Here is a 24355-nt window from a genome sequence, read left to right on the forward strand (position 1 = left end):
CTATATGTCTAGTCTCGGGATGAAGTTTTCGTCACAACATTCAAATCCGCCTCAAAATATCGACGCTCGTTTTTCTTGCGTCGTTTTCTGGCAAAAGCCAACTTTTTCACGATATTTCGTGTACTTTCACTTATTTTTTGCCTCAAATTCAAGATCTATCGAATTTTGAGTTAAATTTTTGGTTTATATTTAAGTAGAACATTTAAATTTATCTACCTTTGGCTTTATAAAATACGCTAAAATTATAAGTAAAAATTTGATTTATAAAGGACTAAAATGATACAGCAGCAAGTTGAAAGCCTTAGGCCTAGAAGTATTGATATAAACGGATCCGACGAAGATTTAGCTGAATTTGCAAACCTTTTAACGGGGAAAATCGTGGTCTATAAACTTATAGAAAGTGGCGGCGAGCCGCTTGCGCATAACTTAAGTGGCTTTAATAAAAAGAGCTACGTTATAAGTAAAAGAAACGATGACGGCAGCAGGGTCTCTACTATGTTTAACGTCCCACACATGAAGCAAGGCGCTGGTCTTGGCGAGGTAGAACAGGTTGTAGTCGGAGCGTTTGATTGCGGATACGAAGATGATATGCATGTAAAATGCAACAAAATTTTTTTGAAATTTAGCGGTGAGTATAAAGGCTAAAAAATGGCAAAAAGTATAATTAAAAATATTTTAGGTATTAGGTCGTTTAATTTCGCATTGCCGGCAGATGAAAACGCGTCGAAAATTTTTGCCGATAGATTTTTGGAAGGGCAATACGAAATTTACAAGCCAATCTTAAAAAGCGAAAACGAAGTCGGTAGTCAAATTTGGGACGTAACCGTTACGGGTAAAAACATTGAGGGGTGCAAAACTACGTTTTCTTTTTATCTAAAGGGCGATATGGACGAGGGTCACGTCAAAGAGATGCTTTGTGGTAAAACCTTTAATAATGTAAAATTCGATACTGTGTATATCATAAATATGGAATGCATAAGTCTCGGCTAAATTTGCGTAGCACAAGCTAAAAAAGCAGGCGCAAAAAGTAAGCGCGAATTTGGCGCCGTTAGTCGCCGCTTGGCAAATTCGCCGAGCGAGGTGCGCTTTAAATTTCACCAAAAAGGTCTTTTTTGAACAAACAACTCATTAGAAACGTCATCTTGCCGCTGGCTGTTTTGTTGCTCGCGGCGCTGTTTAAATTTATCGTCCCGGATAATTCGGCCGCTCCCGGTCAAAATCAGTCGCAAAGCGAATTTAGAGGCGGCGGCGCAGAGAAAAATATAGCCGCCGCGCCGAGCGTAAACGTCGTAAAAGACGGCATCTACACCTCAAAAGACGAGGTTGCGGCGTATATTTATAGATTCGGCGGGTTGCCGCAAAACTTCATCACCAAAAAAGAGGCCCTCGCGCTCGGATGGGACGCTAAAAGCGGCAATCTGTGGCAGGTCACGGACAAAAAAAGCATCGGCGGCGACCGCTTTTCAAACAGAGAAAAAAAGCTGCCCGAGGCTAGCGGTCGCAAGTGGTTTGAGTGCGATATCGGATATGGCGGAGGACGGCGCGGGGCCCAGCGTATCGTGTTTTCTAACGACGGACTGATCTACTACACGCCCGATCATTACGAGAACTTTTATCTACTTTATGAGCGGAGGCGGCAGTGAAAATCATAACTCTAAACGGCGCGAAAATGCGCGAGAAAACGGCGCTCTTTGAGTATCTGGCGCGAAAATTCTGCCTTGACCCCGAGATAAAAAACCTCGACGCGCTTTACGACGCGCTCGGCGAGATAAACGAACCCACGCAAATCAAACTAAAAAATCGTTCCTCTCTTGCCGCGCTAGGGGGTTATGCAGACGATCTGATCGCCGTTTTTACCGACCTTGCGGAGGAAAATGAGCGGGTAAAATTTGAGATTTTATCTTGAGCTGTTGCCTTTCGTGCGGTAAATTTTAGGTCAAATTTGCGGGTTTAGACGCTGTAGCTTTTAAAATTTAACTATCTAAAGTTCGTATGCTCTAAATTTGAGAGTATGTTGCCGTGACGTAGATGCGCGAAGTAAGCGCGAGTCAAATTTATCCCGCACGGAGCTCCCGCCCACAATAAAACACGCAAAAAGCCGAAAATTTAATCAAATTAGGCGGCATTTACTTTCGTATATTTTACGCGCCGTTACCGCTAGCCTTAACCCGTTTTTAGGCTTTTGATGATATAATTTCTCAAAAATAAGACTTTTGCGGTTTGAGGCGAGGTTTAAAAATCAGCAAATTTAATCAGCTTAAATTTAATGTCCCAAAAGCGCAAACGATCTAAAATTTATCTAAAAAGGAGCCAAAATGAAAACGCTAGTAGTTTTATCCCATCCAAATTTCGCCGCCTCTCGCCTAAACAAGGCGCTGGCAAACGCCGCCAAAAGCGCAGGTGCCGAGGTTCGCCACTTAGAAGGACTATACGGCACCGACGCCCTTAAAATCGACGTTGCAGCGGAGCAAGAGGCATTTTTACGCGCCGATCGCATCGTGTTTTTGTTTCCGATGATGGGCTTTAACGTGCCTTCGATGCTAAAGGCCTACATCGACTACGTGCTAAGCCGCGGCTTTGCCTACGGGCAGGGCGCGAAGATCGCGGGCAAACAGCTGCAAATCGCCGTGAGCACGGGCGGCGGGCTAGGCGAATACTCCAAGCACGGCGCGATCAAATTTAGCCTAAACGAGATTTTGCTGCCGCTTCAGTGCTGCGCGGACTTTTGCGAGCTCGTTTACGGGCGGATTTTTGCTAGTTGCGGCGTGGAGCCGGGCGTGCCCGATAGCGCGATAGAGTCGCATGCTGCGAGATTTACGAAGCTCTTAAACGACGAGCTTGAAGAGCATGAGTATCAAATTTAACGACGCAAAATAGCGCGTCCTTGAGCTCAAATTTGCACCGCTAGCGGCGATTTCCTGCGCGAAGTCGCCGCTTTTCAAATTTAGCATTAAAAGATAGCTTTGGAACTCAAGCTAGACGGCAAGCTCGGCGCGTTTTGGCGGTTTTTCGTTGCCGCATTTTGGGGCGAGCTTTTTAGGCGACCCAGACCCGCGCCTTTTTGGCACTTTGTTTCGTAGCTGGCGCATTTTGCGGCGCGAGGCGGTTAAATTTGCACTATCGTTTCGGGGTTCGCAACCCGTATATTTTCGACGTGGGCTATGATTTGGATTTTATGAAAATTTATTTTTACAGACTTGGATTTGGTTTTAAATTTAGCTCGTTTCTTCGCATTTTAAAACGGCGCAAATCCTTATAAATTCGGAGTTTTTATGATTTTTGGCAAGATTGATTATCTAAATTTGCTTCCTTTTCACGTATTTTTAAAGCGCTCGCGACTAAGCTCGCAGGATAAAAAAATCATCGAATCTAAAAAAGGGGTGCCTAGCAAACTAAACCGCGATCTGCGCTGCCGCAGGATCGACGCAGCCGTGATCTCGAGCATCGAAGGCTGCAAAAAACGCTACAAAAAGGTGAGCCTTGGCATCGTCGCAAAAGGCGACGTCAAAAGCGTGCTCGTGCGAAAGGGCACCGCCGCGCGCCCGGATCCGGCGTCTGCGAGCTCAAACGCGCTAGCAGGAGTGCTGGGGCTTGAGGGTGAGGTACTCATCGGCGACCGCGCGCTAAAGGCGTATCTGCGGGAGGGCGAGGATGCGTTTTACGACCTTGGACGGGCGTGGCGCGAGCGGACGGGCTTGCCGTTTGTTTTCGGGCGATTTTCCTGCGTGAAGGGGAGCGGCGCGTATGAGCGGCTGGCGCGCGAGTTTTTGCGAGCAAATGTCAAAATCCCAAACTACATCCTCGCCAAATACGCCCAAACCAGGGGCATCAGCGCGGACGATATCAAGTGGTATCTCAAATTTATCAGCTACGAAATCGGCGCGAAAGAGCAAAAGGCGCTGCGGATATTTTTCAAAGAAGTGCGAAAAAACGGGCGGACGGCGAAGCTTTTGGCGCGAGGCGAGCGGTAAGCGCAAATTTACTCTAACGCGCCGCTTTTTAAATTTGCCTTTTATCTCGGGCGGTTTTCGCGGTCGCTTCAAGCGCCGTAGTTTAGAGCTGAATCCGCCACGCAACGCTAAATTTAACCTCGCTAAGCGGCGATCGCGTTTTTTAGAAGCTAACAAGATCCCGTCAAATTTAAATTTAGCAGGCAAATTTACGTCTGTTCTCATTAAATTTGCCCGCTTAAATTTACGCCCGCCGCGAGCTCAAATTTATCTTTAGGCTTCGTCTTCACGCCGAGATTATTTTACTTCAAATTTGAGCTTGGGCTAGATTTACTTCGGTTGCCATCTACGTAAATCACCTATATTTGCTTTCAACTATATTTTTTATTTCATCAGAAGTTAGTTTCTTGTATGGCTTTATTATATATTCGGTTGCGTTGTTTTCAAATACTACCTTATCTTTTTTGTCGGAAAACAAGATGTCTTGCATTGCATCCGTTTTTTTATACTCGTTTGCCCAAACGATAAAAGTTCTTACATCGCTAAAGGTAGAATTTTTCTCGGAGCAGTATTTTTGCAACGCGTTTTTTGTTAAATTTTCATATTTTAAGCTATAAGTTCCGTTTTTGTCTATACTATGAGCTAATATGATGCTAAGCACGTATTTATCGTAGCACACCTCATATGCCTCCTTTAGCTGCTCCTTAGTCGGAGCATTAGGGAGGTCGTATTTTATAAATACCTCAAGCATAGGTTCGTAGTCTTCGTAGTCATCTAGAATGGCCCAGGCGCTTAGTTTTAACTCTCTGTTTTTATCCTCGCTACTTATATACCTTGTAGTCCGCTTCCCATTTTAAACTCTTTGGGTTTATACCCCGTGCTTAGCATTAGCTCGGCCATTTGTGGCAGGTTTTTTGAGACTACGTATTTAAACGGCTCTACCTTGTCACCATCACAAGTTTCGACGCAGGCCGGATTATTTATGTCTGTATCAGGGTATCGTCCAGGATGATCCGGGTCTATCGTATAGTTTATAGTTATGTCGTTACCGTCTATTATTAGCGACGACATCCATCCATAGCTATCTTTTGAATTAATTATAAAATAAGCCACATACTCCACTTCTTCAAATTTAACCCCTTTTTCTAGTAATATCTTAGCCGTATCAATGGAGTTTAGCATAATAGCATAAGCCATAGGAGATAGGCCGAATCTATCCTTAGCTCTGATATTCGCTCCTAAATTTAATAGAGCGTTAAAGGTATTTACATCGTTTCTAAAAGAGCTGTACATCAGCGGGGTTCTTTTATCTCTCATCTCTACGTCGGCGGTTAGGTTGTTATCTTTTATAAATTTAACTACGAAGTCGGTATCTTTTCTATCAAGAGCTGCCCTTAAAGGTACTAGCGTAGCGTTTTTCTCTTTATCGCAAACGATATCTGCGCACCTAAAACCAAAGTCGTCTATCTCCTCTTGCGTTATGTATTTAGCTAGCTCGGAGTTTGGGTCTATTTTAGTGTCTTGGGTTACGGTAAAACCAGTCGGCATAGAGCTTGATCCAAATTTATTAAATTTAACTCCCAAAAACGAAAGATAAAAGAGGACGGCGGCGAAGGCTACGAGATTGAATAGAAATTTAAAAAAGCTTTGCAAATTCGATCCTTTTGCTCGTGACTAAATTTGCAAAATCTTAGCCAAAGGGCGGTTAAATTTGAGTGAAATTCGGGGTGATAAATTTGGAAAATGTGGGAGAAATTCGGGCGGGTTAAAGAGACTAAAAAATCGCGCCGAAAACGGACGAGTTTATCTGGCTAAATTTAAAGAGTAAATTTGACGGGAAAACGGCCGCTCGGGCGACTAGGGCAAGTTAAATTTGCCTGCCGGCACGAGCCTAGCAAGCAAATTTAAGCGCGCAAGCCTCAGTCGTCGAACTCTTGCGAGATAACGGGCGAGAACTCCTCCCAGCGGAGTTTGGTTTTGGCCGTAGGCATCTTGCTTTGAAACGGCTCTTTTTTCATCGAAGCTACCGCCGCGCTGTCGCCGATCGGCGCCGCAGGAGCCTCCACGCCTAGCACCGCGCGCTCAAGCTCGATAAAATCGCGCAAGATAACCGCGTAAGAGGCGAAAAAGTCGGCATTTTTGTGAGCGGATAAAAATTTGATAAATTCGTCGATAAATTTATTCGTAACATCCGTAAATAGCTTGCTGCTGATATTTGCCGCACCCGCTACTTCGTCGCGCAAAAAGGTCGCCGTGGCTAAAAATATAAATCCAACGTAGTCCTCGCTGTCCTTGCAGGCCTCTTTGTCTCTGCGGTACGGGCTTAGCTTCAGACACTCGATCACGCGCAGCCTAGCCGCGCCGTCGTCGCGTCCGTCCTCGTAAAATGAGGCGTTTAGCGGGATGTTTGAGTAAGAGAAGTCAAAAAGCACGTCGTTTTGCTCTCTAGCGAATTTCTCAAAGTCGAATTTAGTCAAATTTGCAAACGCGGCCTCGCTTTGGGGCGTAACCGGACTAGTCGCTAGGTAGGCTAGCTGCTCGCGCCAGCGGTCAAATTTGCCTCCGTGCTCATGAAAAAACAGCGGATAGGCCAAAAACTCGTAAAAATACGCGCGCGCCTTGGTTAAGTTATTATCCATTTAAAACCTCTTCTTTCATTTGATCCATTTGCGCTTTTATCATCACTTTGGCTTTGCAGTCCGAGCAGCAATAAAGCGTCTTTAGCTTGGCTTTGTCGCCGTTAAATTTAGGCGCCATGATCGAGGCGATCTTCTCGACGGCCTTTTTAGTCGCAAACTCCTTGCCGCACTCGATACAGGCGAAAAGCTCGTCTCTGGCTAGCTCGCTAAATGCGAAAAATCCGGGCTCCAGATCGATCTTGCCCGGGCGTAAAAATATCGTGTCTTTTTCTGCGCAGCTAAGCTCGCAGTATCCGCACGCGGTGCAGACGCTCGGGTTAAAGAGTATGGAGTTTGTTTTCTTGTCCGCGACTAGAGCGGCGACGTTACAGGCTCCCACGCAGCTTAGGCACAGCGTGCAGGTGTCTTGATTTATCTCGATGCGGCCGTATCTGATGAGCTCGGTGGTGCTAACAGAGCCTAAATTTTGCCCGTCAACTAGCCGCTCTAGGCGTCTAGCAAAAATTTCGCGCTTTGGCAGGGCGTACTCGGCGATGGAGTGCTGCGAGCCCTCTATAAATTTAGCCTGAGATAGGGCGCTTTTTAGCTTGTCCTCGTTTTGCGCGACTAGGACGGCTTTTTCGTTAAATTTAAGCTCGTAAATTTGATTTAAAATATCCACCGCGTCTTTGGTGCCTTTGCCGATATTTTGCTCGTAGATCACGACCTGCGCGCCGCTTTCTTGAAGTAGCGTGAGCAGATGCGTCTCGCTCAAAAATCTCTCGCCGCTCACGGCAAACGGCAGCACGTTTGCTGGTAATTTTACGCTTAGGTTTTCTAAATTTGCCTTTGCTGGCACGACGAGGGCGATCCGGCCGCGGTATAGTTTGGCTATCTCGGCAAATGAATTTCTCGGCATATCGGAGTAGTCAAGCGCGCCGCTAGGGCAGACGCTAACGCAACCGCCGCAGTTTATGCAGTCGATGTGGGAGAAAACTAGGTGCTTGGTCTCGTCCTCTTTTAGGATCGCGACCGTAGGGCAGGCCTCGACGCATCTGCCGCAGATCTCGTGTCTGCGCTCGTGGTACTGGCAGATCGTGGAGTCGTAGTGGACGTGGCTTTTAAATTTAAATTTCGGGCTTTGCGCGTCTAGCTGCGCGGTGATTTCCTCGTCGCTTTTGCCCGCGATCTCGTAGCAGCCGCTTTGCTTTAGCATGTATTCGCGCGCGTTTTCGACGAGGAAAAAGTCGCAGTCCACCTCAAACTCGCCGTCCGGGCGCAGTACTAGCACGCTTAGCTCGCCTGCTGCTCCGTAGATAAATTTGATCTCAAAATGCGTCAGCTCGATGGTTTTAAAGCCTTTTTCTTTAAGCAAATTCGCCAAATTTTCGCGTCCGCCGTTGCTAACGATCACGACGTTTTTGCCGACGGGCTTTTCATAGTCGATGTCGCGCGCTAGGTCAAAGGCGCTAGCTCTAGCCTCATAAAGCAAAAGCGTATTTTTGGCCTTATCTAGCACTGAGTCGGCGGTGTTTTTTAGATAAAAATTTATCTCAGGCGCTACGACACTTGATTTTAGTTTGGGCGAATTTGAGACGAGATACTCGCCTTCGCCGTTTATCTCGATCTGCTCGTTTAGCATCAAATTTTCGTCAAAATCGTTGTAAAAACCGAATTCTTTCATGATTTTCTCCCCGCGCTGCGCGTTATCAAAATTAAGCGCATTTTAATACTAAAGGCATTAATAGGCTCTGAATTTTTACATTTATTTTTTTTAATAAGATTAGATTTATCCAAATTTATGCTAAAATCGCGCTCGGTAACACAAATTTACTAGGAGCAAATTTGAACGAACTACGAAAACTCCCGCAGATAGATAAATTTATAAAAAATGAGCGATTTTCCGGGCTTGACACGAGCTCGCTAACCAAAGTCGCTAGGGCCGAGCTAGAGAGCCTGCGCGCTCAAATTTTAGGCGGGCAAAACTGCCCGGGGCTTGAAGCCATCGTCCAAAGCACGCTCGCAAGATACGAAAAAGCGTCAAATTTGAGCCTGCGCAGCCTGATAAACGCAACCGGCGTCATCATCCACACCAATCTCGGCCGCAGTGCGATCGATCCGGAAATTTTACGCCGAGCCCAGCCCGTGATTACGGGGTATTCAAATTTAGAGTACAGCGTCGAAAAGGGCGGCCGCTCAAACCGCTACGACTACGTGGGCGGGTTGCTCGCGGAGCTTTTCGGATTTGAGGACGCCGTCATCGTAAATAACAACGCAAGCGCCGTGTTTTTGGTGCTAAATACCTTCTCAAAAGGCGGCGAAGCTATCATCAGCAGAGGCGAGCTAGTCGAGATCGGCGGGAGCTTTCGCGTGCCAGAAGTCATGGCAAACTCGGGCGCGATCCTGCGCGAAGTGGGCACTACCAATAAAACCAACCTGCGCGACTACGAGGACGCGGTAAACGAAAACTCGAAGCTGATTTTAAAGGTTCATCGTTCAAATTTCGATATCGTAGGCTTTAGCGAGGATGTAGCGATGCCGGATCTTAGCGCGCTGGCGAGGGAGCGAAATCTCATTGATTATTTCGATCTTGGCGGCGGATTTTACGGCGAGCTACCTTACGGTCTCGAGCGCAACGAGCCCAATCTAAAAAATCTAAAAGACGCCTCGCTCGTTAGCTTTAGCGGCGATAAGCTCTTTGGCTCCGTGCAGTGCGGCATAATCCTAGGCAAAAAGGGTCTCATCGCAAAACTAAAGAAAAATCAGCTACTAAGAATGCTGCGCGTAGATAAGGTGATCATCTCGCTACTGGCTGAAAGCGTCAAAGCCTACGCAAACCGTGAATTTGAGCTTATCACGACGATAAAGCAGCTGTATAAAAACGTAGAGGAGCTAGAAAACACGGCAAATTTCATAAACTCGCGGCTAAAAACTCCGCTTGAAGTCGTGCACACTACAACCTATGTGGGCGGCGGCACGATGCCAAACAAACGCATACCTAGCGTCGCGCTGGCCGTCAAAGGAAACGCGAACGAGAACGAGGCTAAATTTAGGAAAAATCTCGTGATCGGCCGCATCGAGGAGGGCAAATTTTTACTCGATCTTCGCAGCGTGCTGGACGCGGACGTGCAAAATTTGATAGAAAAAATCAACGAAACGGATGAAAAATGAGCTTAATAATAGGAACGGCCGGGCACATCGACCACGGTAAAACGGCGCTGATAAAGGAACTAAACGGCTTTGAGGGCGACAGACTCGAGGAGGAGCAAAAGCGCGGTATCACGATCGATCTTAGCTTTTCAAATTTGAGCAGAAACGGCGAAAATATCGCATTTATCGACGTGCCGGGACATGAAAATTTGATCAAAACGATGATTAGCGGCGCGTATGGATTTGACGCGTGCCTTTTTGTTGTGGCGGCAAACGACGGGCTTATGCCGCAGTCTCTGGAGCATTTGGAGGTTTTAAATATCCTTGGAGTTCGTTCGCTCGTCGTGGCTCTTACCAAGTGCGACTTGGCTACTCCCGAGCTGATCGAACAACGAAAAAACGAAATTTACTCCGCCGCGCAAAACTACAAAAATCTGCAAATTTTAGAGATTTTCCCGGTTAGCATTAAAGATAGCGCGAGTATCGACGAGCTGCGAAATTATCTTTTCACGCTAAAGGCGGCTAACCGCGAGCAAGAGGGCGTTTTTAGATACTACATCGACCGCGTTTTTAGCCTAAAGGGTATCGGAAACGTAGTCACGGGCACCGTGATAGAGGGCAGCGTGAGCAAAAACGAGAAGCTGTTTAACTATGACGCGGGCAAAGAAGCGCAGGTGCGAAGCGTGCAGAGCCACGATAATTTCGTTGAGCGCGCAGGCGTGAGTAGCCGCGTGGCGCTAAATTTGACGGGTATCGAGCTAAATGATCTAAAAAAAGGCCAGTTGCTTAGTAAAAAGGGCTTTTTTAGGGGATTTCGCGAGATAGACGCGATCGTTTTTGCGCGCGAGCTAACGCACGGGCAGAACGTGACGTTTTGCGTCGGCGCAAAAGCCGCGGCCGCAAAAGCGCTGATTTTAAGCCAAAAAGAGGGCGGGATATTTGCGACGTTTAAATTTGAAAGGGATATGTTTTTGAAATTTGACGAATCCTTCGTGCTCATCGCAAACGGTCGCGTCATAGGCGGCGGCAGGGTGCTAAACGCCGTGAGCGAACCGATGAAAAAATCAAGCAAAATTTCTTTTTTAAACGCGTTGCTTAAGAAGGATTTCGTAAGCGCCTTTGCGATGCTAAAAGATACGCATAAAAACGGCTTTGGCATCATCTCGGCCTATCAGCGCTTCGGGCTAAATCACGAGGAGGCCGTAGCGATAGCAAAACAAACGCCAAACGTATTCGTCGATGAAAAAGCGCTAAATATCTACGATCTAAGCGCGGTCGATCGGATAAAAAGCGCGGTCAAATTTATGATAGAAAAGAATGAATTTGCGGTATTTTCGGCTACGAGTATCAGCTTAAAGCTCTCATGGGCTAGCGAAAGCATCGCTCAAAAGGCGCTTGACGAGCTAGAAAGCACGGGCGCGATAAGCAAAAACGACGGCGTCTATACTAAAACGGGCGTCGATATGAGCAAGCTAAAAATCAGGCTCGAGGAGAAAATTTACGAGATTTTGCAAAGCGGAAATTTAGCTCCCCTGGCGCCCTATAACATCTACGACGAGCTTGAGATAGACCGAGTTAGCGGCGATAATGCGCTAAAAAAGCTAACGGGCATCGGACGCGTGGTGAGGCTCGCGCATAATCTTTTCGTAACGTCAAAAGCCCTAAATGAGGCGCTTGCGAAGCTAAAAGCTATCATCGTAGCGCAGGGATTCGTAAACGTAACAAACGCGAAAGAGGCGTTAAATTTGAGTAGAAAATACATAATCGCCTACCTCGAGCAACTCGATCTAGATCCAAATATCGTTAAAAACGGCACGGACCGAGTTTTAAAAGCGTGATTTTTTATCTGTTTAAAAAAAGCAAATATAATCCGCGCAAATTTTTAAAAAGGAATGAAATGAAAAAAATAGTTTTGTCGCTAATGGCGGCCTGCGCGATGTTTGCGGCGTCAAACGAGCAAGTAGTCGGGTTTTATTCGCAGATGGTCGGCGAGGGCGTGAAAGTAAGCGTAACTGAGCGTAAACCGATAGCCGACGGCATCGAAGCGGTCGTGGTAAATTTGAGCAACGGCCAAGTCAGCCAAGACGAGGTTATCTTTACTAAAGGCGACCTACTTTTCCCGGACATCATCGACCTAAAGGCGCAAAAAGCCTACATGCAAGAGATAAAAAAGGAAATAGCAGCGAAAAACATCTCAAAAGTCTATAAAAACGAGCAAAAAGAAAATATCATCACTCTAGGAAACGACTCCAAAAAGCCTACTATCGTGATGTTTTCGGATCCCGAGTGCCCATACTGCCGCTTAGAGCTTGAAAAGATCGAAGCGACGCTAAAAGAAAGCAACGTAAAGCTAATCTTAACTCCGGTTCACGACGTTTCGTCTTTGCAAAAGAGCTTTTTGATATATAAAGACGCAGCAAGCGCGAAAACCGATAGCGACAAGATCAAAATTTTACGAAAATATTTCGCGGACGACTATAAGGTAGCAGACGGCGCCGTTAGCGACGCGGACGTAAAAGCGATGGATAACTTAAGACAAAAATACTCCGCCGCCGGCGTTCGCTCCGTGCCTTTTATAGTAAATTTAAGCGACCTGCAAAAATAATCTCTAGCGCAAATTTGAGCTAAATTTACCAGATTTAGCTCAAAAGCCCTAAATTTTCATAAAATATACTTTTATAACTTGATATGTAGTATTGAAATTTAAGCTAAATTTTAGATTTCCTTAACTATTTATTAAGTTTCATAATTAATCTAATATTTTTACTTCATTTATTCTCAAAATATGCTAAATTTGCACAGTGATATTTTAAAATATGCAAGTGCCCTAAAATACGCGCCTGTAAGGCGCACTACGCCTAGGAAATATGCAAAATTTGAACAATATCTTTCTAAAAACGTCTCAAAAATTTCAAATTTGGGATTAATAAGGAGAAAACATGCAAGGATCAAGACGAGATTTTCTCAAAAAATCTCTGAAGGTCGGCGCGGTAGGCGGAACCGTATTGGCCGCCGCAGCTATCGCAAAACCGACTAGCGACGAGCTTGCTCCTGACGACAACGGCGTAGTTGTCGGCAAGTCGAGCAAAAAAGAGGTGCTTTACAAAAAAAGCAAAGAGTGGGAATACTACTATAAGATCGCTTACTAAGGGAGAAAACCATGAGTGATTCACGCATAGGAAGACGCTCGTTTTTAAAGCTTGCCGCTCTTGGTGCCGGTAGCACGATGGCATTTGGCGAAAACGAGACGTTTAGAAAGGCAACCAACGAGGAGATAAAAAATCCTTACGAAGGTTCAAAAAAGGTTAGAACGATTTGTTCTATTTGCTCTGCGGGTTGCGGTATCGAAGCCGAGGTAAAAGACGGAGTATGGGTACGCCAAGATATGGCTATGTATCACCCTATCTCTCAGGGCTCGCACTGCTCTAAGGGAATCGATCAGATCGACCTTACGAAATCAAAACAACGCATCAAATTTCCGATGAAAAAAGTAAACGGAAAATGGGAGCGCATCAGCTGGGAACAAGCCGTAAACGAAATCGGCGACAAGATGCTACAAATCCGTAAAGAAGACGGTCCTGATAGCGTAGTTTTCTTGGGTTCGGCTAAATTTAACAACGAGCAAAGTTATTATTTCCGCAAATTTGCGGCGTTTTGGGGCACAAACAGCAACGATCACGTAGCACGCATTTGACATAGCGCAACAGTCGCCGGTGTGGCGAATACTTGGGGTTATGGCGCGATGACGAATCACTTCGGAGATATGACGGCAAATTCAAAAGCGATCTTTTGTATCGGTGCGAATTCGGCTGTAGCAAATCCCGTCGGCGGCATGAAGCATATGTTGCAAGCTAAAGATAGAAACAACGCAAAATTAATCGTGGCGGATCCGAATTTTACTAAAACGGCTGCGCACGCGGATCTTTATTTGCGTCAGCGTTCAGGAACGGACGTAGCTCTTATTTACGGACTTATTCACATTATCCTTAAAAACGGCTGGGAAGATAAAGAATTTTTAGAAAACAGAACCTACGGCATCGAAGAGGTTAGAAAAGAGGCCGAACACTGGACTCCTGAGCTTACTTCGGACGTTACCGGCGTACCGGTAGATAGACTCATAGAGGCTGCTAACATAATGGCGCATACGAAACCGGGAACGGTTATCTGGGCTCTAGGTATCACTCAGCACTCGGTAGGAACGTCAAATACCAGAATTTTACCTATCCTTCAACTAATCCTAGGCAATATGGGTAAACCGGGCGGCGGCTGTAATATCATCCGCGGTCACGATAACGTTCAGGGCTCTACCGATATGGGTAACCTTTCAGACACTCTTCCTATGTATTACGGACTAGGAGATGCTTCTTGGAAATACTACTGCAAAGGCTGGGGCGTTGATTACGACGAGTTTATCAAACGATTTGCGGTTTCGACAAAAGAGCCGAAACAAGGCGGCGCTCCGGTAAAAAATACCGTATTTGAAGAGTATTTTTATCACGATCCGCAAAATCCGGAAGATAGAAACTGGAGAAACGAAAAAGGCTGGTCGCTATCAAAATGGTGGCAAGGCGTTTTAAAAGAGGAAAAGACTTTTACTAGCGGCAAGCTTCGCGTTCTTTGGGTTCAAGGAACCGGTATCACCTCTATGGCTCACCTTACAAAAATTCAGCAAGCCGTCGACAAGCTAGATATGCTAGTAGTTGCGGAGCCGTTCGTAAACGAGGTTGCTATCCTTTCAGATAGAAAAGACGGAATTTACGTACTTCCGGTGGCTACTGCGTTTGAAAACGAAGGTCATATAAGCTCGACTAACCGCTCTGGTCAATGGAGAACAAAAGTCGTTGAGCCGCTTTACGAGAGTAAAGCAGACCACGAAGTCATGTTCTTATTTGCTAAAAAATTCGGCTTTTACGACGAGTATGTAAAAGGCATGAAGATGGCGACCGTAAATAACGAGCCAAAACAAGTTAAAGACGACTTCGTATGGCCTGACGACGCTACAAACGAGATAGCTCGCATGGGTAAATCTATCGGCTACACCGGTAGAACGGCCGAGATGTTTAGAAGACATCAGGCTAACTGGCAAAATTTCGACCCTGATACGCTAATGGGTATCGGCGGCGACGTAAAAGGCGAATACTACGGCAAACCTTGGCCGGCATGGGACGAAAAACACCCTGGTACCCCGATACTTTATGATATGAGCAAGTCTTATGCAGAGGGCGGTTGCGGATTTAGAAATCGTTTCGGCTTAGAGCATAACGGCGTTAGTCAGCTAGCTAGCGAGGATACGACTTTGGTAGGATCGGACGTAAAAGGCGGCTATCCGCAAATTACCAAAGAAAATATCGAAAAAGTCCTAGGTATAACCTTAACCGAAGAAGAAAAAAGACTGATGGGAGCTACTTGGAGTACGGATCACAGCGGACTTATCTTAGAAAAATGCCGCGAAAAAGGCGTAGTGCCGTTTGGTAACGCAAGGGCTAGAATGATCGTTTGGGAATTCCTAGATCCGATCCCTAAACACCGCGAGCCTATCCACTCTCCGCGCTGGGATTTGGTACAAAAATACCCGACTTTCGACGATCAGGCTAGAAACTTCCGCGTCGAGACGAAATATAAATCCGAGCAGCAAGCAAAAGACTGGAGTAAGGAATTCCCTATCGTATTTAGTACATTGCGCCTAGTAAACCTAAGCGGTGCTGGTATGATCGAACGAACGAGTAAGTATCTAGCGGCGATCACGCCTGAGATGTTTGCTAACGTTCACCCTGAGCTTGCTCTAAAATACGGCATCCAAGATCGCGATATGATGTGGATCCACTCTCCGCAAGGCACTAAGATCAAGGTTCGCTGCTATCATACTCAGATGGTTACGCCGGATAGAATTTGTATGCCGTATAACTTCGCGGGCGTTATGCAAGGCGTGAGCTTAGAGGATCGCTATCCTGAAGGTACTAAGCCTTATACGATCGGCGAGAGCTTTAATACCGTAACAAACTACGGCTTTGATCCGGTTACTCAAATTTCGGAATTTAACGCCGGACTTTGCAGGATAGAAAAAGCGGACGGAGAGGGCTTTAACACCTTCTTCCACGAATACGGCGAAAATAGAGTCTAAGGAGTAAGAGATGGCAAGAATGAAATTTTTCGTAGATACAAATAGATGTATCAGCTGCTTTGGATGCCAGGTCGCTTGCTCTTCGGCTCACGAGCTCCCGGTGGGGCTCTACCGCCGCAAGGTCATCACGCTAAACGACGGTATAGAGGGCAAGGAAGTATCGACTACGATAGCCTGCCAACACTGCACCGACGCTCCTTGCGAGCAAGTGTGTCCGGTTGATTGTTTTTATATCAGAGCCGACGGTATCGTGCTTCACGATAAAAACAAATGCATCGGCTGCGGATACTGCCTATACGCATGTCCATTTGGCGCGCCGCAGTTCCCAAGAGACGGAGCATTTGGCATAAAAGGCGCTATGGATAAGTGCACCATGTGTGCGGGAGGCCCTGAGGAGACGAACTCTCACGAGGAGCTTCATATGTACGGCCAAAACCGCATCTCAGAGGGCAAAGTCCCTATGTGCGCCGCCGTTTGCGCCACCAACGCGCTACTAGTAGGCGACGCCGCAGACGTGTCAAACGTATATCGTAAACGCGTTATGCTAAGACAAGCGGGCGCTACTATCTAACTCAAATTCGGGGGCGACTCGCTCCCGAATTTTCTTTCAAATTTTACCTCTTAAATTTACTCAAATTTCAAAGTCGGATCAATCTAATAATCAAAAAATATAGCTTGTTGATAAGATTGATACTTGATAGCCGTTTTTATTTTCGCTAAAGTTTTGAAATGGTAAAATGTCCGCTTAAAACATATTTTATCGGAGTTTTTTATGAGCAAATTTTTAAAATTTATACTCGCGCTTTTTATCCCTTTTATGCTAAATGCGGCCGATACCGACTACGGCCCTGAGATACAGAGCATAAAAGATTCGTTCGTAAGCATTATCGAGCAGTATAAAGAGGGTAAGATCGACGAGGCCAAAACCACTACGCAAAATGCGTATTTTGGGCATTTCGAAAACATCGAAGCGGCGATCAGGGTAAATTTGGGGCAGAAAAAAGCCTACTCGATGGAGTCTAAATTCGGCAAGATCCGCAAAGCCATCATCGCTAAAAAATCCGTAGAAGAGATACAAGCGATAATGGACGAGCTAAACAAAGAGATGGATGAGGTTTTGCCCATCATAAACACCGGTCACAAGCTAGTGGGCGAGTACTCCGATCCTAAAAACGCAGACGCCGCGCAGACCGCTAAAGCTACTGAGGCTAGCCAAACTACGGCGCAAACTGCAAGTAGCGCCACTATAGAGCCGCACTGGCAGGTGGTTTATAACGATATAAAAACAGCCCTTAGCGCTGCGGGCGCGGCTTACGAACAGGGCGACAAAGAAGCAGCAAAGCAGCAGATAAACAACAAAGCCAAATTTGAGCTATACCGAAACACAAAGCTAGAAGAAGCTATCCGTAGATTTATAAACGGCGGGCAGGGTATCGACGGCGACATTCAAAAGCGTATGGGTTCGGCGATAATAGCGATAAACAACGACGTAGCCGCCGACGTACTAAAGTCAAATTTAGAAGAGCTTGACGCGCTGATATACGAAAACGTCGCCAAGCTACCTATGGACTCGGGCTCGCTAGCTACAAACGTGGTTTTACCTGATAATGCCGAGGATGAAGCGGCTACTGATTTTGCGCCGGTGGTTGCAAACATAAAGGCAAAAATCGCCGACGCGATCAAACTTTACGCCGCAAAAGACGTAGCTAAGGCTATGAGCGATGCGCAGGATATCTACTTCGACGAGTTCGAAGGTAGCGGCATGGAAAACAAAGTAGGCGCGATAGACGTCGGCCTAAAAACTAAGATAGAAGGAAATTTCGGCGAAGTGGTCGCGCTGATGAAAGCGGGCGTGAGCGTCGAAAGACTCCAGCAAGCAGCCGATAACCTAGGAGCAAATTTAGACGCCGCGCTAGAAAAAACAAGCGGTAGTAGCTCGCCTTGGGCGCTATTTCTTTACGCGCTTACGATCATACTTCGCGAGGGATTTGAAGCTCTCATTATCGTAGCGGCCGTCGTAGCGTATCTACTAAAAACCGGCAACGAAAAACGCATGAGTATCGTTTATAGCTCGCTTGCCGTAGCGGTCGTGTTAAGCTTTGTTATGGCGTGGATTATGAATTTGATATTTGCCGACGCTGCTGGTCAAAAAAGAGAGGTGATGGAGGGCGCGGTGATGCTTATCGCCGTGGGACTGCTCTTTTACGTCGGTTTTTGGCTACTTTCAAACGCGGGCGCGAAAAAATGGAGCAAATATATCCAAAGCCACGTCAGCGAGTCGATATCCGCAGGCTCTGCTAAGGCGCTTTGGTGGACGGTATTTTTAGCCGTATTTAGAGAGGGCGCGGAGACCGTGCTTTTCTATCAGGCGCTGATTTTTGACGCTAAAGATAGCGCAGGCTACTCGATGATAGCTCTGGGATTTGTAGTAGGACTCGTTGTCTTGCTAGTTACTTACTACGTGTTTAAAGTTTTTGCTATTAAAATCCCGATCAAGCCGTTTTTCTTGGTCACTTCGGCGATCATTTTTTATATGTCGATCGTATTTGTGGGCAAGGGGCTTATGGAGTTCGTCGAGGGTAAAATTTTCGTTCCGACTAAGATCGAGGGCTTCCCGACCATCGAGTGGCTGGGTATTTATCCGTATTACGAGAGTTTGGTGCCGCAGGCTATCATGATAGCGGCGCTAATCATCGGCGTGATCATAATGAAAAATAAGCAAGCCAAAGAGGCTTAAATTTGACATTTCCGGCTTCGCGGGTTGCCGCGAAGCTTAAAAATAAATTTACAAACCAATTAAAGGAGAGAACATGAACAAATTTGTTAAAACAGCTTTGGCATTTAGCCTTGCTGCTTCAGTTGCCCTAGCAGGCGAGTTTCCTATCGGCGATCCGGTAGAAATCAACGGTATGGAGATAGCTGCCGTTTATCTAGAGCCTATCGACATGGAGCCAAAAGGCATCGACCTAGCTCCAAGTAAAGCCGACATCCACCTAGAGGCCGACATACACGCTATCGAGGGAAATAAAAACGGTTTTGCGGCCGGTGAGTGGATCCCTTATCTTAAAATTAATTACGAGCTAAAAAACCTAGATAACGGCAAAGTTAAAAAAGGTACGTTTATGCCTATGGTCGCTCAAGACGGCCCTCACTACGGAGCCAACCTAAAAATGGATACGGGCGTGGGCAACTACGAGCTAAAATTTCATATAGAAAATCCTGAAAAACAAGGCTTCGGTCGTCATGCGGATAAAGAAACAGGCGTAGGTAAATGGTTTGAGCCTTTCACTACGACTTATAAATTCCAATACACTGGAGCGCCTGCTAAATAATTCGGGCTTAGAGCGGCTAAGTCCGCTCTAAATTTTACTTAAATTCTCAAATTTTAGGGCTGATCATGTCTATATATTTCGTCCAAGTTATCTCATCGTTACTGGGATTTGTCCTTTTTGCAGCGTTAAACAACGACAAAAAGAGCCTAAAAGCGCTATTTTTACCCTCGGTTTTGGGTATCGCAGCGGGCATAGTCGTTTTTAAGATCGCTAGACTCACGCTTCACGATGCCGGCGTGAAAATGGTATTTGACGCGGCTACTTTGGTATTTTTGCTAGTTAGCGCGCTTTGGATTTTTATCAAATTTAACCCTGCAAAGATGATAACGTTTTTCGCCCTCGGTGCGGGCTACGGCTTGACCTACGCTCACGCTAGCGCGAATTTTCCGGTATTTGCCGGTGAGCTACTCGATACGCAGTCCATCATCAGCCTATTTTTGATGATATTTGCGTTTTTGCTTTTACTGATTTTGTTTTTCGTCGTTTCAAATTTAAAAGAATGCCTATGCAAGCACGTCTTATGGACGCTTTCGCTTCTTTTTCTTGCAGTTTTGATAGTGCAGGCTCTTTCAAACACGGGGCTTGAGTTTATGCGAGCGGGCATGATACCTACATATCCGTGGGCGCTCTCGCTCGTGGCCAAGGGCATTTACTACACGACCTTTTCGCAGTATTTTTTTATCTTTTCGGTTTTGGTTTTGGCGGTTATAAATTTCAAAAAACGCCCGGCTCCGCTCGTAAAATCGGTCGTGGGCTCGAACAAATTTAGATTTAACAACGCGGCTAGAAATTTCATGGCGGCAAACTCCAAAAGCAGTGCAGCTATCGTTGTCACGGCTCTGATTTTTGGGCTTTACTACGACTTGCACGCGTCTAAACCGCCCGAGATCTCTGATCCTATCATCGTAGAACCCGTAAATAACGAGTTTAAATTCGACGTCGAAAAACTCGCCGACAACGAACTTCACCGCTACGCCTACATAAACGACGAGGGCAGGGAGATAAGGTTTTTCCTCTTAAACCGCTTCGCCGACCGCGCATCGCCGATCATCGTCTTTGACGCGTGCGCGATATGCGGCGATATGGGTTATATCAAAAAGGATGCCGATCTCATCTGTATCTCTTGTAACGTGCGTATATTCTTGCCGTCGGTGGGCAAAGAGGGCGGCTGCAACCCGATACCTATGCCGTTTGAATTTGACGGCAAATTTATAACCGTTACGCTAGATACCATCCAAAGCGGTGCGAACTACTTCTCAAAAGTTATCGAAAAGATGGTGCTAGATCCGGTAAGCCGCAAAAAAGTAAGCAACATCGGCTCGAAATCTTATTTATACTACAATAGGACGTATTTCTTTGAAAACGAAAAAACTCAGGCGGAATTTGAAGCCAACCCTGAAAAATACGTCGATATAAACGGGACTTTAAAATGAAAAATATGCAACTAAGGCTCATAAAAAGCTCGATCACCGGTTCGAAGGTGCAAAAAGGAATGGCCTTTATCACCATACTTTTGGCGACGGTTTTGATCGCTTGTATGCTAAATATCACGCTAAAAATCGGCGATCAGATCGCTAGCGAGCTACGCGGCTACGGCTCAAACATCGTCGTCTTGCCAAAGGGCGAAGCGCTAGCTATCGAGATCGAGGGTAAAAACTTCACCCCGCTAAAATCGCAAAACTACCTAAACGAAGAGGATTTGCATAAGATCAAGGAAATTTTTTGGCGAAATAATATCGTAGCGTTTGCTCCGTTTTTAAACGGCGAGGTAAAGGACGCTAGCGGCGAAAAATACCAAATCACGGGCACTTGGTTTGATAAATTTGCAAACGTAGCCGACGAGCCCGAGTTTAAAACGGGCGTGAAAACGCTGTTTGGCTTTTGGGCGGTCGACGGTAAATGGATAGAGGACGACGATACGCAAAACGTGCTCGTGGGCGAAAATTTAGCCGCAAAGCGAAATTTGAGCGTCGGCAGCGAGCTAAATTTAAACGGACGTAGCGTAAAAATCGCGGGCGTGCTAAAAGGAGCCGGCGAAGAAAGCTATAAAATCGTAACCTCGCTAAAGCTCGCCCAAGAGCTTCTAAATAAGCCCGGCCAATACTCAAAAGCCGAAGTTTCAGCGATGACGATCCCAGAAAACGACCTATCCGTCAAGGCTAGGCGAAATCTAGACAACCTAGACAGCGCCGAATACGATATGTGGTACTGCTCGGCCTACGTTAGCTCCATAGCTTATCAGATTGAGGAGAACTATGCGGGCGTAGCGGCAAAGGCGATGATGCAGGTAAGCGACGCCGAGAGTAACATAGTGAAAAAAATCCAAAGCCTAATGGGTATCGTGAGCATCATCGCGCTTGCGGTCTCTTCTATCGGCATTACATCGCTGATGACTAGCGAAATTTACAGACGCAAAAAAGAGATCGGCCTGCTAAAAGCCATAGGTGCCAGCAACTTTGAAATTTACGCCCTTTTTGCGAGCGAAAGCCTAGTCGTGGCGTTTTTTGCGGGCATTTTGGGAGCGTTTTTGGGCTACGCGCTAAGCTACATAATCGCTTACAGTATCTTTGGTTACGGCATCGGCATCGCGTGGATCGTGCTTCCGCTTAGTATCGCTTTTGCGCTTCTTATCTCGATCGCGGGCTCGCTCGTGCCGATGAGAAGCGTCGTCAAACTCTTGCCTGCGGAGGTGCTATATGATCGCAAATAAGGGCTTTTTTTATAACGTCATCTTTAAAAGCCTGCGCTTTGGCGCGGCTAGAGTAGGCGTCATCATCGTCTCTATCCTGCTTGGAGCGTGCGTGACGGCGGCGTTTGTAAACGTATATCTAGATATCGACTCAAAAGTAACGAAGGAGCTAAAAAGCTACGGCGCTAACGTGGTTTTCGCTCCGGCAGACCCCGTTAGCGACGCGATAGACGAGGCTAAATTTAACGAAAAGATCGCCAAAATCCCAAGCGACAAGCTAATCGGACAGAGCGGATATCTTTTCACGCAGGTAAACATAGGCCCAACGACTGCGATCGCCATGGGCGTCAAATTTAGCGATCTAACTCGGGTTAAGCCGTTTTTGGAGGTTAAAGAGGGGCAGGGCATAACGCTTGATTTTGACGAGAGAAACGCGCTAATCGGTACCGATCTAGCTAAACAAAGCGGCTTTAAGGTCGGCGACGTGATCGAAGTAAGACAAATCGGCGCGAATTCTGGCGAAAAGGTAAAGATCCGCGGCATCGTGCAAGACGGCGATAAAGAGGACTCGCTACTCATCATCTCGCTACCTCTAGCGCAAAAGATAGCAAACGAGCCAAATACTCTAAACTACGCCGAGGCCGTAGTAACGGGTAAATTTGACTACATAAGCGAGCTTGGCAAGAGCCTTAGCGACGAGCAAATCGCCGTTAAGCCCGTAGCTAAAATTTCAAAATCAGAGGGTCTAATCTTGGATAAGATTAAGCTTTTGATGGCGCTTGTTAGCTTTGTTATCTTGCTGATTACTTCGATGTGCGTAAACACGACGCTAAGCGCGATTTTATTCTCGCGCTCAAAGGAGATCGCGCTGCTTAGAGCGCTGGGCGCTAGCAAGAAAAACGTGTTAAATTTGTTCGGCGTCGAGACTTTCGTCACGGCGTTTGCGGCGGCTTTTGTAGGCGCGATTTTAGGCTACGGCTTAGCGCAAATTTTAGGTTACGCGATTTTTGATTCGAGCATCGATTTTAGATTTATGAGCATACCGATAGCGATGGTTATCTCGCTCGTTTTTGCGGGCGTGGCCTCGATCTATCCGATCAAACGGGCGCTAGAAAACAAGATGGCCGATATTTTAAGAGGAGAATAATATGCAGTACGCGATAAGATTAAACGGGATAGAAAAAAGATTCGGCGAAGTAAAAGCGCTAGAGAGCATTACCTTTGACGTAAACGCCGGCGAGTGGGTCAGCATAATGGGCCCAAGCGGTAGCGGCAAAAGTACGCTGGTAAATATCCTCTCGCTGATGGACGAGCCAACCGCAGGCACGTACACGCTAGGCGGAGACGACGCTAGTAGGCTTAGCGACGAGGAGACGCTCAAATTTCGCCGCGAAAAGATCGGGCTGATATTTCAGCAGTTTCACCTCATCCCCTACCTAAACTGCGTCGAAAACGTGATGATAGCTCAGTACTATCACAGCAGCGTGGATGAAGAGGACGCTAAAAAGGCACTCGAGCGAGTGGGGCTAGGACACAGGCTAGATCACCGTCCGAGTCAGCTTAGTGGCGGCGAACAGCAGCGTCTGTGCATCGCGCGCGCCCTAATAAACGATCCTGATATCTTGATAGCCGACGAACCGACGGGCAACCTCGACGAAGCAAACGAACGAGTAGTTTTGGAGCTATTTCAAAAGCTGCGAAGCGAGGGCAAAACCATCCTGCTCATCACGCACAACCCGGATCTTGGGCAGTTTGGCGACAAGATCGTCTACCTAAGGCACGGCAAGATGGAAAATATCCACTACGTGAGCGACGGCGAGCGCGCGGAGGCGTGCGAGAGGTTAGCTGCTCAGCCAAGCGGCCAAAGCGCCTTTGCGACGGCTTAAATTTGGGAGAATTATGATAAAAAAATATATATTGTTAGCCTTTGCGGCGGCGATGATAGCAGGCTGCGGAAATAGCGGCTTTGACAAGCACCATATCAGCCTAAACTCGCCAAAGGGCGTCGATACGCACTATTTTCCCGAGGGCAGGCGACTTAAAACGGACGGCAAGCCCTATATGCTCTTTTTCTTCGGCACTTCCTGCGGCGCCTGCGTAGCGCAAGCTCCGATCGTAAATGAAATTTACTCCGAGCTTAAGGACAAATTCGGCGTTTACGGGATATTTGGACCCAGCCTTGGATTTGATAAAGATATCGATATGGTGAAGCAGCACCATATCGACTACGACGTGATTAGCGATAAAGTTTCGGTCGATTATTTTAGCAAAGCAGTGGGCGGCGTGATGGGCGTGCCTGCGATATTCGTCTTTGACGGCGAGGGCAATCTCAAAAAGCGCTTCATCGGACTCACTCCAAAAGCCACTCTAGAAAACGAGATCAAGCTGGTATTATAAATTTACTCAAACGTAAAGATTTAGTAGTAAAATACGCTTAAATTTGATCCTAAATTTGACCCGTCCGCGTTAAATTTGCGGCGGTCAAATTTGAATAA

At 46.5% G+C, this 24355-nt stretch carries 23 protein-coding genes; 19 read left to right on the top strand and 4 right to left on the bottom strand.

Features of this window, described 5'->3' with window-relative positions; all coding sequences use genetic code 11:
* Positions 1 to 276: 276 nt before the first annotated feature.
* The 6 genes from ACTTJF_RS02095 (at position 277) to ACTTJF_RS02120 (ending at position 3971) form a co-directional block, all read left to right on the top strand.
* A complete protein-coding gene (locus ACTTJF_RS02095) occupies positions 277 to 645 on the top strand; it encodes a hypothetical protein (protein ID WP_442550546.1) in 369 nt (122 codons plus the stop codon).
* Positions 646 to 648: 3 nt separating this feature from the next.
* Positions 649 to 990, top strand: a complete 342-nt coding sequence (locus tag ACTTJF_RS02100; RefSeq protein WP_442550547.1) for a hypothetical protein — start codon at positions 649 to 651, stop codon at positions 988 to 990.
* Between the two features lie 122 nt (positions 991 to 1112).
* Complete coding sequence (locus ACTTJF_RS02105) at positions 1113 to 1643, top strand: ribonuclease domain-containing protein (RefSeq protein WP_442550548.1); 531 nt, start codon at positions 1113 to 1115, stop codon at positions 1641 to 1643.
* Positions 1640 to 1906: a barstar family protein gene (locus tag ACTTJF_RS02110; RefSeq protein ID WP_442550549.1), complete on the top strand. Its 267-nt coding sequence runs from the start codon at positions 1640 to 1642 to the stop codon at positions 1904 to 1906. Before ACTTJF_RS02105 ends, ACTTJF_RS02110 begins: the two co-directional genes overlap by 4 nt.
* Positions 1907 to 2315: 409 nt before the next feature.
* Positions 2316 to 2864, top strand: coding sequence for an NAD(P)H-dependent oxidoreductase (locus ACTTJF_RS02115; protein WP_442550550.1), 549 nt, complete (start codon positions 2316 to 2318; stop codon positions 2862 to 2864).
* A gap of 408 nt (positions 2865 to 3272) precedes the next feature.
* Positions 3273 to 3971, top strand: a complete 699-nt coding sequence (locus ACTTJF_RS02120) for an MqnA/MqnD/SBP family protein (RefSeq protein ID WP_442550551.1) — start codon at positions 3273 to 3275, stop codon at positions 3969 to 3971.
* Positions 3972 to 4305: 334 nt separating this feature from the next.
* On the opposite strand, the gene ACTTJF_RS02125 is transcribed toward ACTTJF_RS02120, so the two are convergent.
* The 4 genes from ACTTJF_RS02125 to ACTTJF_RS02140 form a co-directional block, all read right to left on the bottom strand.
* Positions 4306 to 4701: a hypothetical protein gene (locus ACTTJF_RS02125; RefSeq protein WP_442550552.1), complete on the bottom strand. Its 396-nt coding sequence runs from the start codon at positions 4699 to 4701 to the stop codon at positions 4306 to 4308.
* Positions 4702 to 4775: 74 nt separating this feature from the next.
* The gene (locus ACTTJF_RS02130) at positions 4776 to 5603 is read right to left on the bottom strand and encodes an ankyrin repeat domain-containing protein (RefSeq protein WP_442550553.1); all 828 of its coding nucleotides are present in this window, start codon (positions 5601 to 5603) and stop codon (positions 4776 to 4778) included.
* Positions 5604 to 5869: 266 nt separating this feature from the next.
* Entirely contained in the window at positions 5870 to 6589 is a 720-nt protein-coding gene (locus tag ACTTJF_RS02135; RefSeq protein WP_442550554.1) for a formate dehydrogenase-specific chaperone, read from the bottom strand.
* Complete coding sequence (locus tag ACTTJF_RS02140) at positions 6582 to 8252, bottom strand: 4Fe-4S binding protein (protein WP_442550555.1); 1671 nt, start codon at positions 8250 to 8252, stop codon at positions 6582 to 6584. The genes ACTTJF_RS02135 and ACTTJF_RS02140 overlap by 8 nt, the downstream gene beginning before the upstream one ends.
* A 161-nt stretch (positions 8253 to 8413) precedes the next feature.
* On the opposite strand from ACTTJF_RS02140, the gene selA reads away from it, so the two are divergent.
* From selA to ACTTJF_RS02205, 13 genes are all read left to right on the top strand, one after another.
* Complete coding sequence (gene selA, locus ACTTJF_RS02145) at positions 8414 to 9739, top strand: L-seryl-tRNA(Sec) selenium transferase (RefSeq protein ID WP_442550556.1); 1326 nt, start codon at positions 8414 to 8416, stop codon at positions 9737 to 9739.
* A complete protein-coding gene (gene selB / locus ACTTJF_RS02150; RefSeq protein ID WP_442550557.1) occupies positions 9736 to 11556 on the top strand; it encodes a selenocysteine-specific translation elongation factor in 1821 nt (606 codons plus the stop codon). Before selA ends, selB begins: the two co-directional genes overlap by 4 nt.
* A 59-nt stretch (positions 11557 to 11615) precedes the next feature.
* Positions 11616 to 12323, top strand: a complete 708-nt coding sequence (locus ACTTJF_RS02155; protein ID WP_442550558.1) for a histidine kinase — start codon at positions 11616 to 11618, stop codon at positions 12321 to 12323.
* A gap of 334 nt (positions 12324 to 12657) precedes the next feature.
* A complete protein-coding gene (locus tag ACTTJF_RS02160; RefSeq protein ID WP_002948952.1) occupies positions 12658 to 12867 on the top strand; it encodes a twin-arginine translocation signal domain-containing protein in 210 nt (69 codons plus the stop codon).
* Between the two features lie 11 nt (positions 12868 to 12878).
* On the top strand, positions 12879 to 15839 hold the full coding sequence (locus ACTTJF_RS02165; RefSeq protein ID WP_314068928.1) for a formate dehydrogenase subunit alpha: 2961 nt from the start codon (positions 12879 to 12881) through the stop codon (positions 15837 to 15839).
* A gap of 10 nt (positions 15840 to 15849) precedes the next feature.
* On the top strand, positions 15850 to 16410 hold the full coding sequence (fdh3B, locus tag ACTTJF_RS02170) for a formate dehydrogenase FDH3 subunit beta (RefSeq protein ID WP_298057424.1): 561 nt from the start codon (positions 15850 to 15852) through the stop codon (positions 16408 to 16410).
* 201 nt (positions 16411 to 16611) lie between these two features.
* Entirely contained in the window at positions 16612 to 18576 is a 1965-nt protein-coding gene (locus ACTTJF_RS02175; RefSeq protein ID WP_442550559.1) for an FTR1 family iron permease, read from the top strand.
* Between the two features lie 73 nt (positions 18577 to 18649).
* Positions 18650 to 19171: an iron transporter gene (locus tag ACTTJF_RS02180; protein ID WP_314391997.1), complete on the top strand. Its 522-nt coding sequence runs from the start codon at positions 18650 to 18652 to the stop codon at positions 19169 to 19171.
* Positions 19172 to 19236: 65 nt separating this feature from the next.
* Positions 19237 to 20604 (top strand): Fe-S-containing protein, encoded by a 1368-nt coding sequence (locus ACTTJF_RS02185; RefSeq protein WP_442550560.1) that lies wholly within the window; start codon positions 19237 to 19239, stop codon positions 20602 to 20604.
* The gene (locus ACTTJF_RS02190) at positions 20601 to 21881 is read left to right on the top strand and encodes an ABC transporter permease (protein ID WP_442550561.1); all 1281 of its coding nucleotides are present in this window, start codon (positions 20601 to 20603) and stop codon (positions 21879 to 21881) included. The genes ACTTJF_RS02185 and ACTTJF_RS02190 overlap by 4 nt, the downstream gene beginning before the upstream one ends.
* Positions 21868 to 23007 (top strand): ABC transporter permease, encoded by a 1140-nt coding sequence (locus ACTTJF_RS02195; protein ID WP_442550562.1) that lies wholly within the window; start codon positions 21868 to 21870, stop codon positions 23005 to 23007. The genes ACTTJF_RS02190 and ACTTJF_RS02195 overlap by 14 nt, the downstream gene beginning before the upstream one ends.
* 1 nt (position 23008) lies before the next feature.
* Entirely contained in the window at positions 23009 to 23746 is a 738-nt protein-coding gene (locus tag ACTTJF_RS02200; RefSeq protein ID WP_314991282.1) for an ABC transporter ATP-binding protein, read from the top strand.
* A gap of 13 nt (positions 23747 to 23759) precedes the next feature.
* Positions 23760 to 24257 (top strand): TlpA family protein disulfide reductase, encoded by a 498-nt coding sequence (locus ACTTJF_RS02205; protein ID WP_442550563.1) that lies wholly within the window; start codon positions 23760 to 23762, stop codon positions 24255 to 24257.
* Positions 24258 to 24355: the final 98 nt, after the last annotated feature.

The organism is Campylobacter sp., from assembly GCF_052170435.1.
Lineage (GTDB): Bacteria > Campylobacterota > Campylobacteria > Campylobacterales > Campylobacteraceae > Campylobacter_A.

Bases quoted from the DNA above. Each gene is read 5' to 3' on its own strand.
- ACTTJF_RS02095 (WP_442550546.1), top strand. From the start codon at position 277: ATGATACAGCAGCAAGTTGAAAGCCTTAGGCCTAGAAGTATTGATATA.
- ACTTJF_RS02100 (WP_442550547.1), top strand. From the start codon at position 649: ATGGCAAAAAGTATAATTAAAAATATTTTAGGTATTAGGTCGTTTAAT.
- ACTTJF_RS02115 (WP_442550550.1), top strand. From the start codon at position 2,316: ATGAAAACGCTAGTAGTTTTATCCCATCCAAATTTCGCCGCCTCTCGC.
- ACTTJF_RS02120 (WP_442550551.1), top strand. From the start codon at position 3,273: ATGATTTTTGGCAAGATTGATTATCTAAATTTGCTTCCTTTTCACGTA.
- ACTTJF_RS02125 (WP_442550552.1), bottom strand. From the start codon at position 4,701: ATGCTTGAGGTATTTATAAAATACGACCTCCCTAATGCTCCGACTAAG.
- ACTTJF_RS02135 (WP_442550554.1), bottom strand. From the start codon at position 6,589: ATGGATAATAACTTAACCAAGGCGCGCGCGTATTTTTACGAGTTTTTG.
- ACTTJF_RS02140 (WP_442550555.1), bottom strand. From the start codon at position 8,252: ATGAAAGAATTCGGTTTTTACAACGATTTTGACGAAAATTTGATGCTA.
- selB (WP_442550557.1), top strand. From the start codon at position 9,736: ATGAGCTTAATAATAGGAACGGCCGGGCACATCGACCACGGTAAAACG.
- ACTTJF_RS02155 (WP_442550558.1), top strand. From the start codon at position 11,616: ATGAAAAAAATAGTTTTGTCGCTAATGGCGGCCTGCGCGATGTTTGCG.
- ACTTJF_RS02160 (WP_002948952.1), top strand. From the start codon at position 12,658: ATGCAAGGATCAAGACGAGATTTTCTCAAAAAATCTCTGAAGGTCGGC.
- fdh3B (WP_298057424.1), top strand. From the start codon at position 15,850: ATGGCAAGAATGAAATTTTTCGTAGATACAAATAGATGTATCAGCTGC.
- ACTTJF_RS02175 (WP_442550559.1), top strand. From the start codon at position 16,612: ATGAGCAAATTTTTAAAATTTATACTCGCGCTTTTTATCCCTTTTATG.
- ACTTJF_RS02180 (WP_314391997.1), top strand. From the start codon at position 18,650: ATGAACAAATTTGTTAAAACAGCTTTGGCATTTAGCCTTGCTGCTTCA.
- ACTTJF_RS02185 (WP_442550560.1), top strand. From the start codon at position 19,237: ATGTCTATATATTTCGTCCAAGTTATCTCATCGTTACTGGGATTTGTC.
- ACTTJF_RS02190 (WP_442550561.1), top strand. From the start codon at position 20,601: ATGAAAAATATGCAACTAAGGCTCATAAAAAGCTCGATCACCGGTTCG.
- ACTTJF_RS02195 (WP_442550562.1), top strand. From the start codon at position 21,868: ATGATCGCAAATAAGGGCTTTTTTTATAACGTCATCTTTAAAAGCCTG.
- ACTTJF_RS02200 (WP_314991282.1), top strand. From the start codon at position 23,009: ATGCAGTACGCGATAAGATTAAACGGGATAGAAAAAAGATTCGGCGAA.
- ACTTJF_RS02205 (WP_442550563.1), top strand. From the start codon at position 23,760: ATGATAAAAAAATATATATTGTTAGCCTTTGCGGCGGCGATGATAGCA.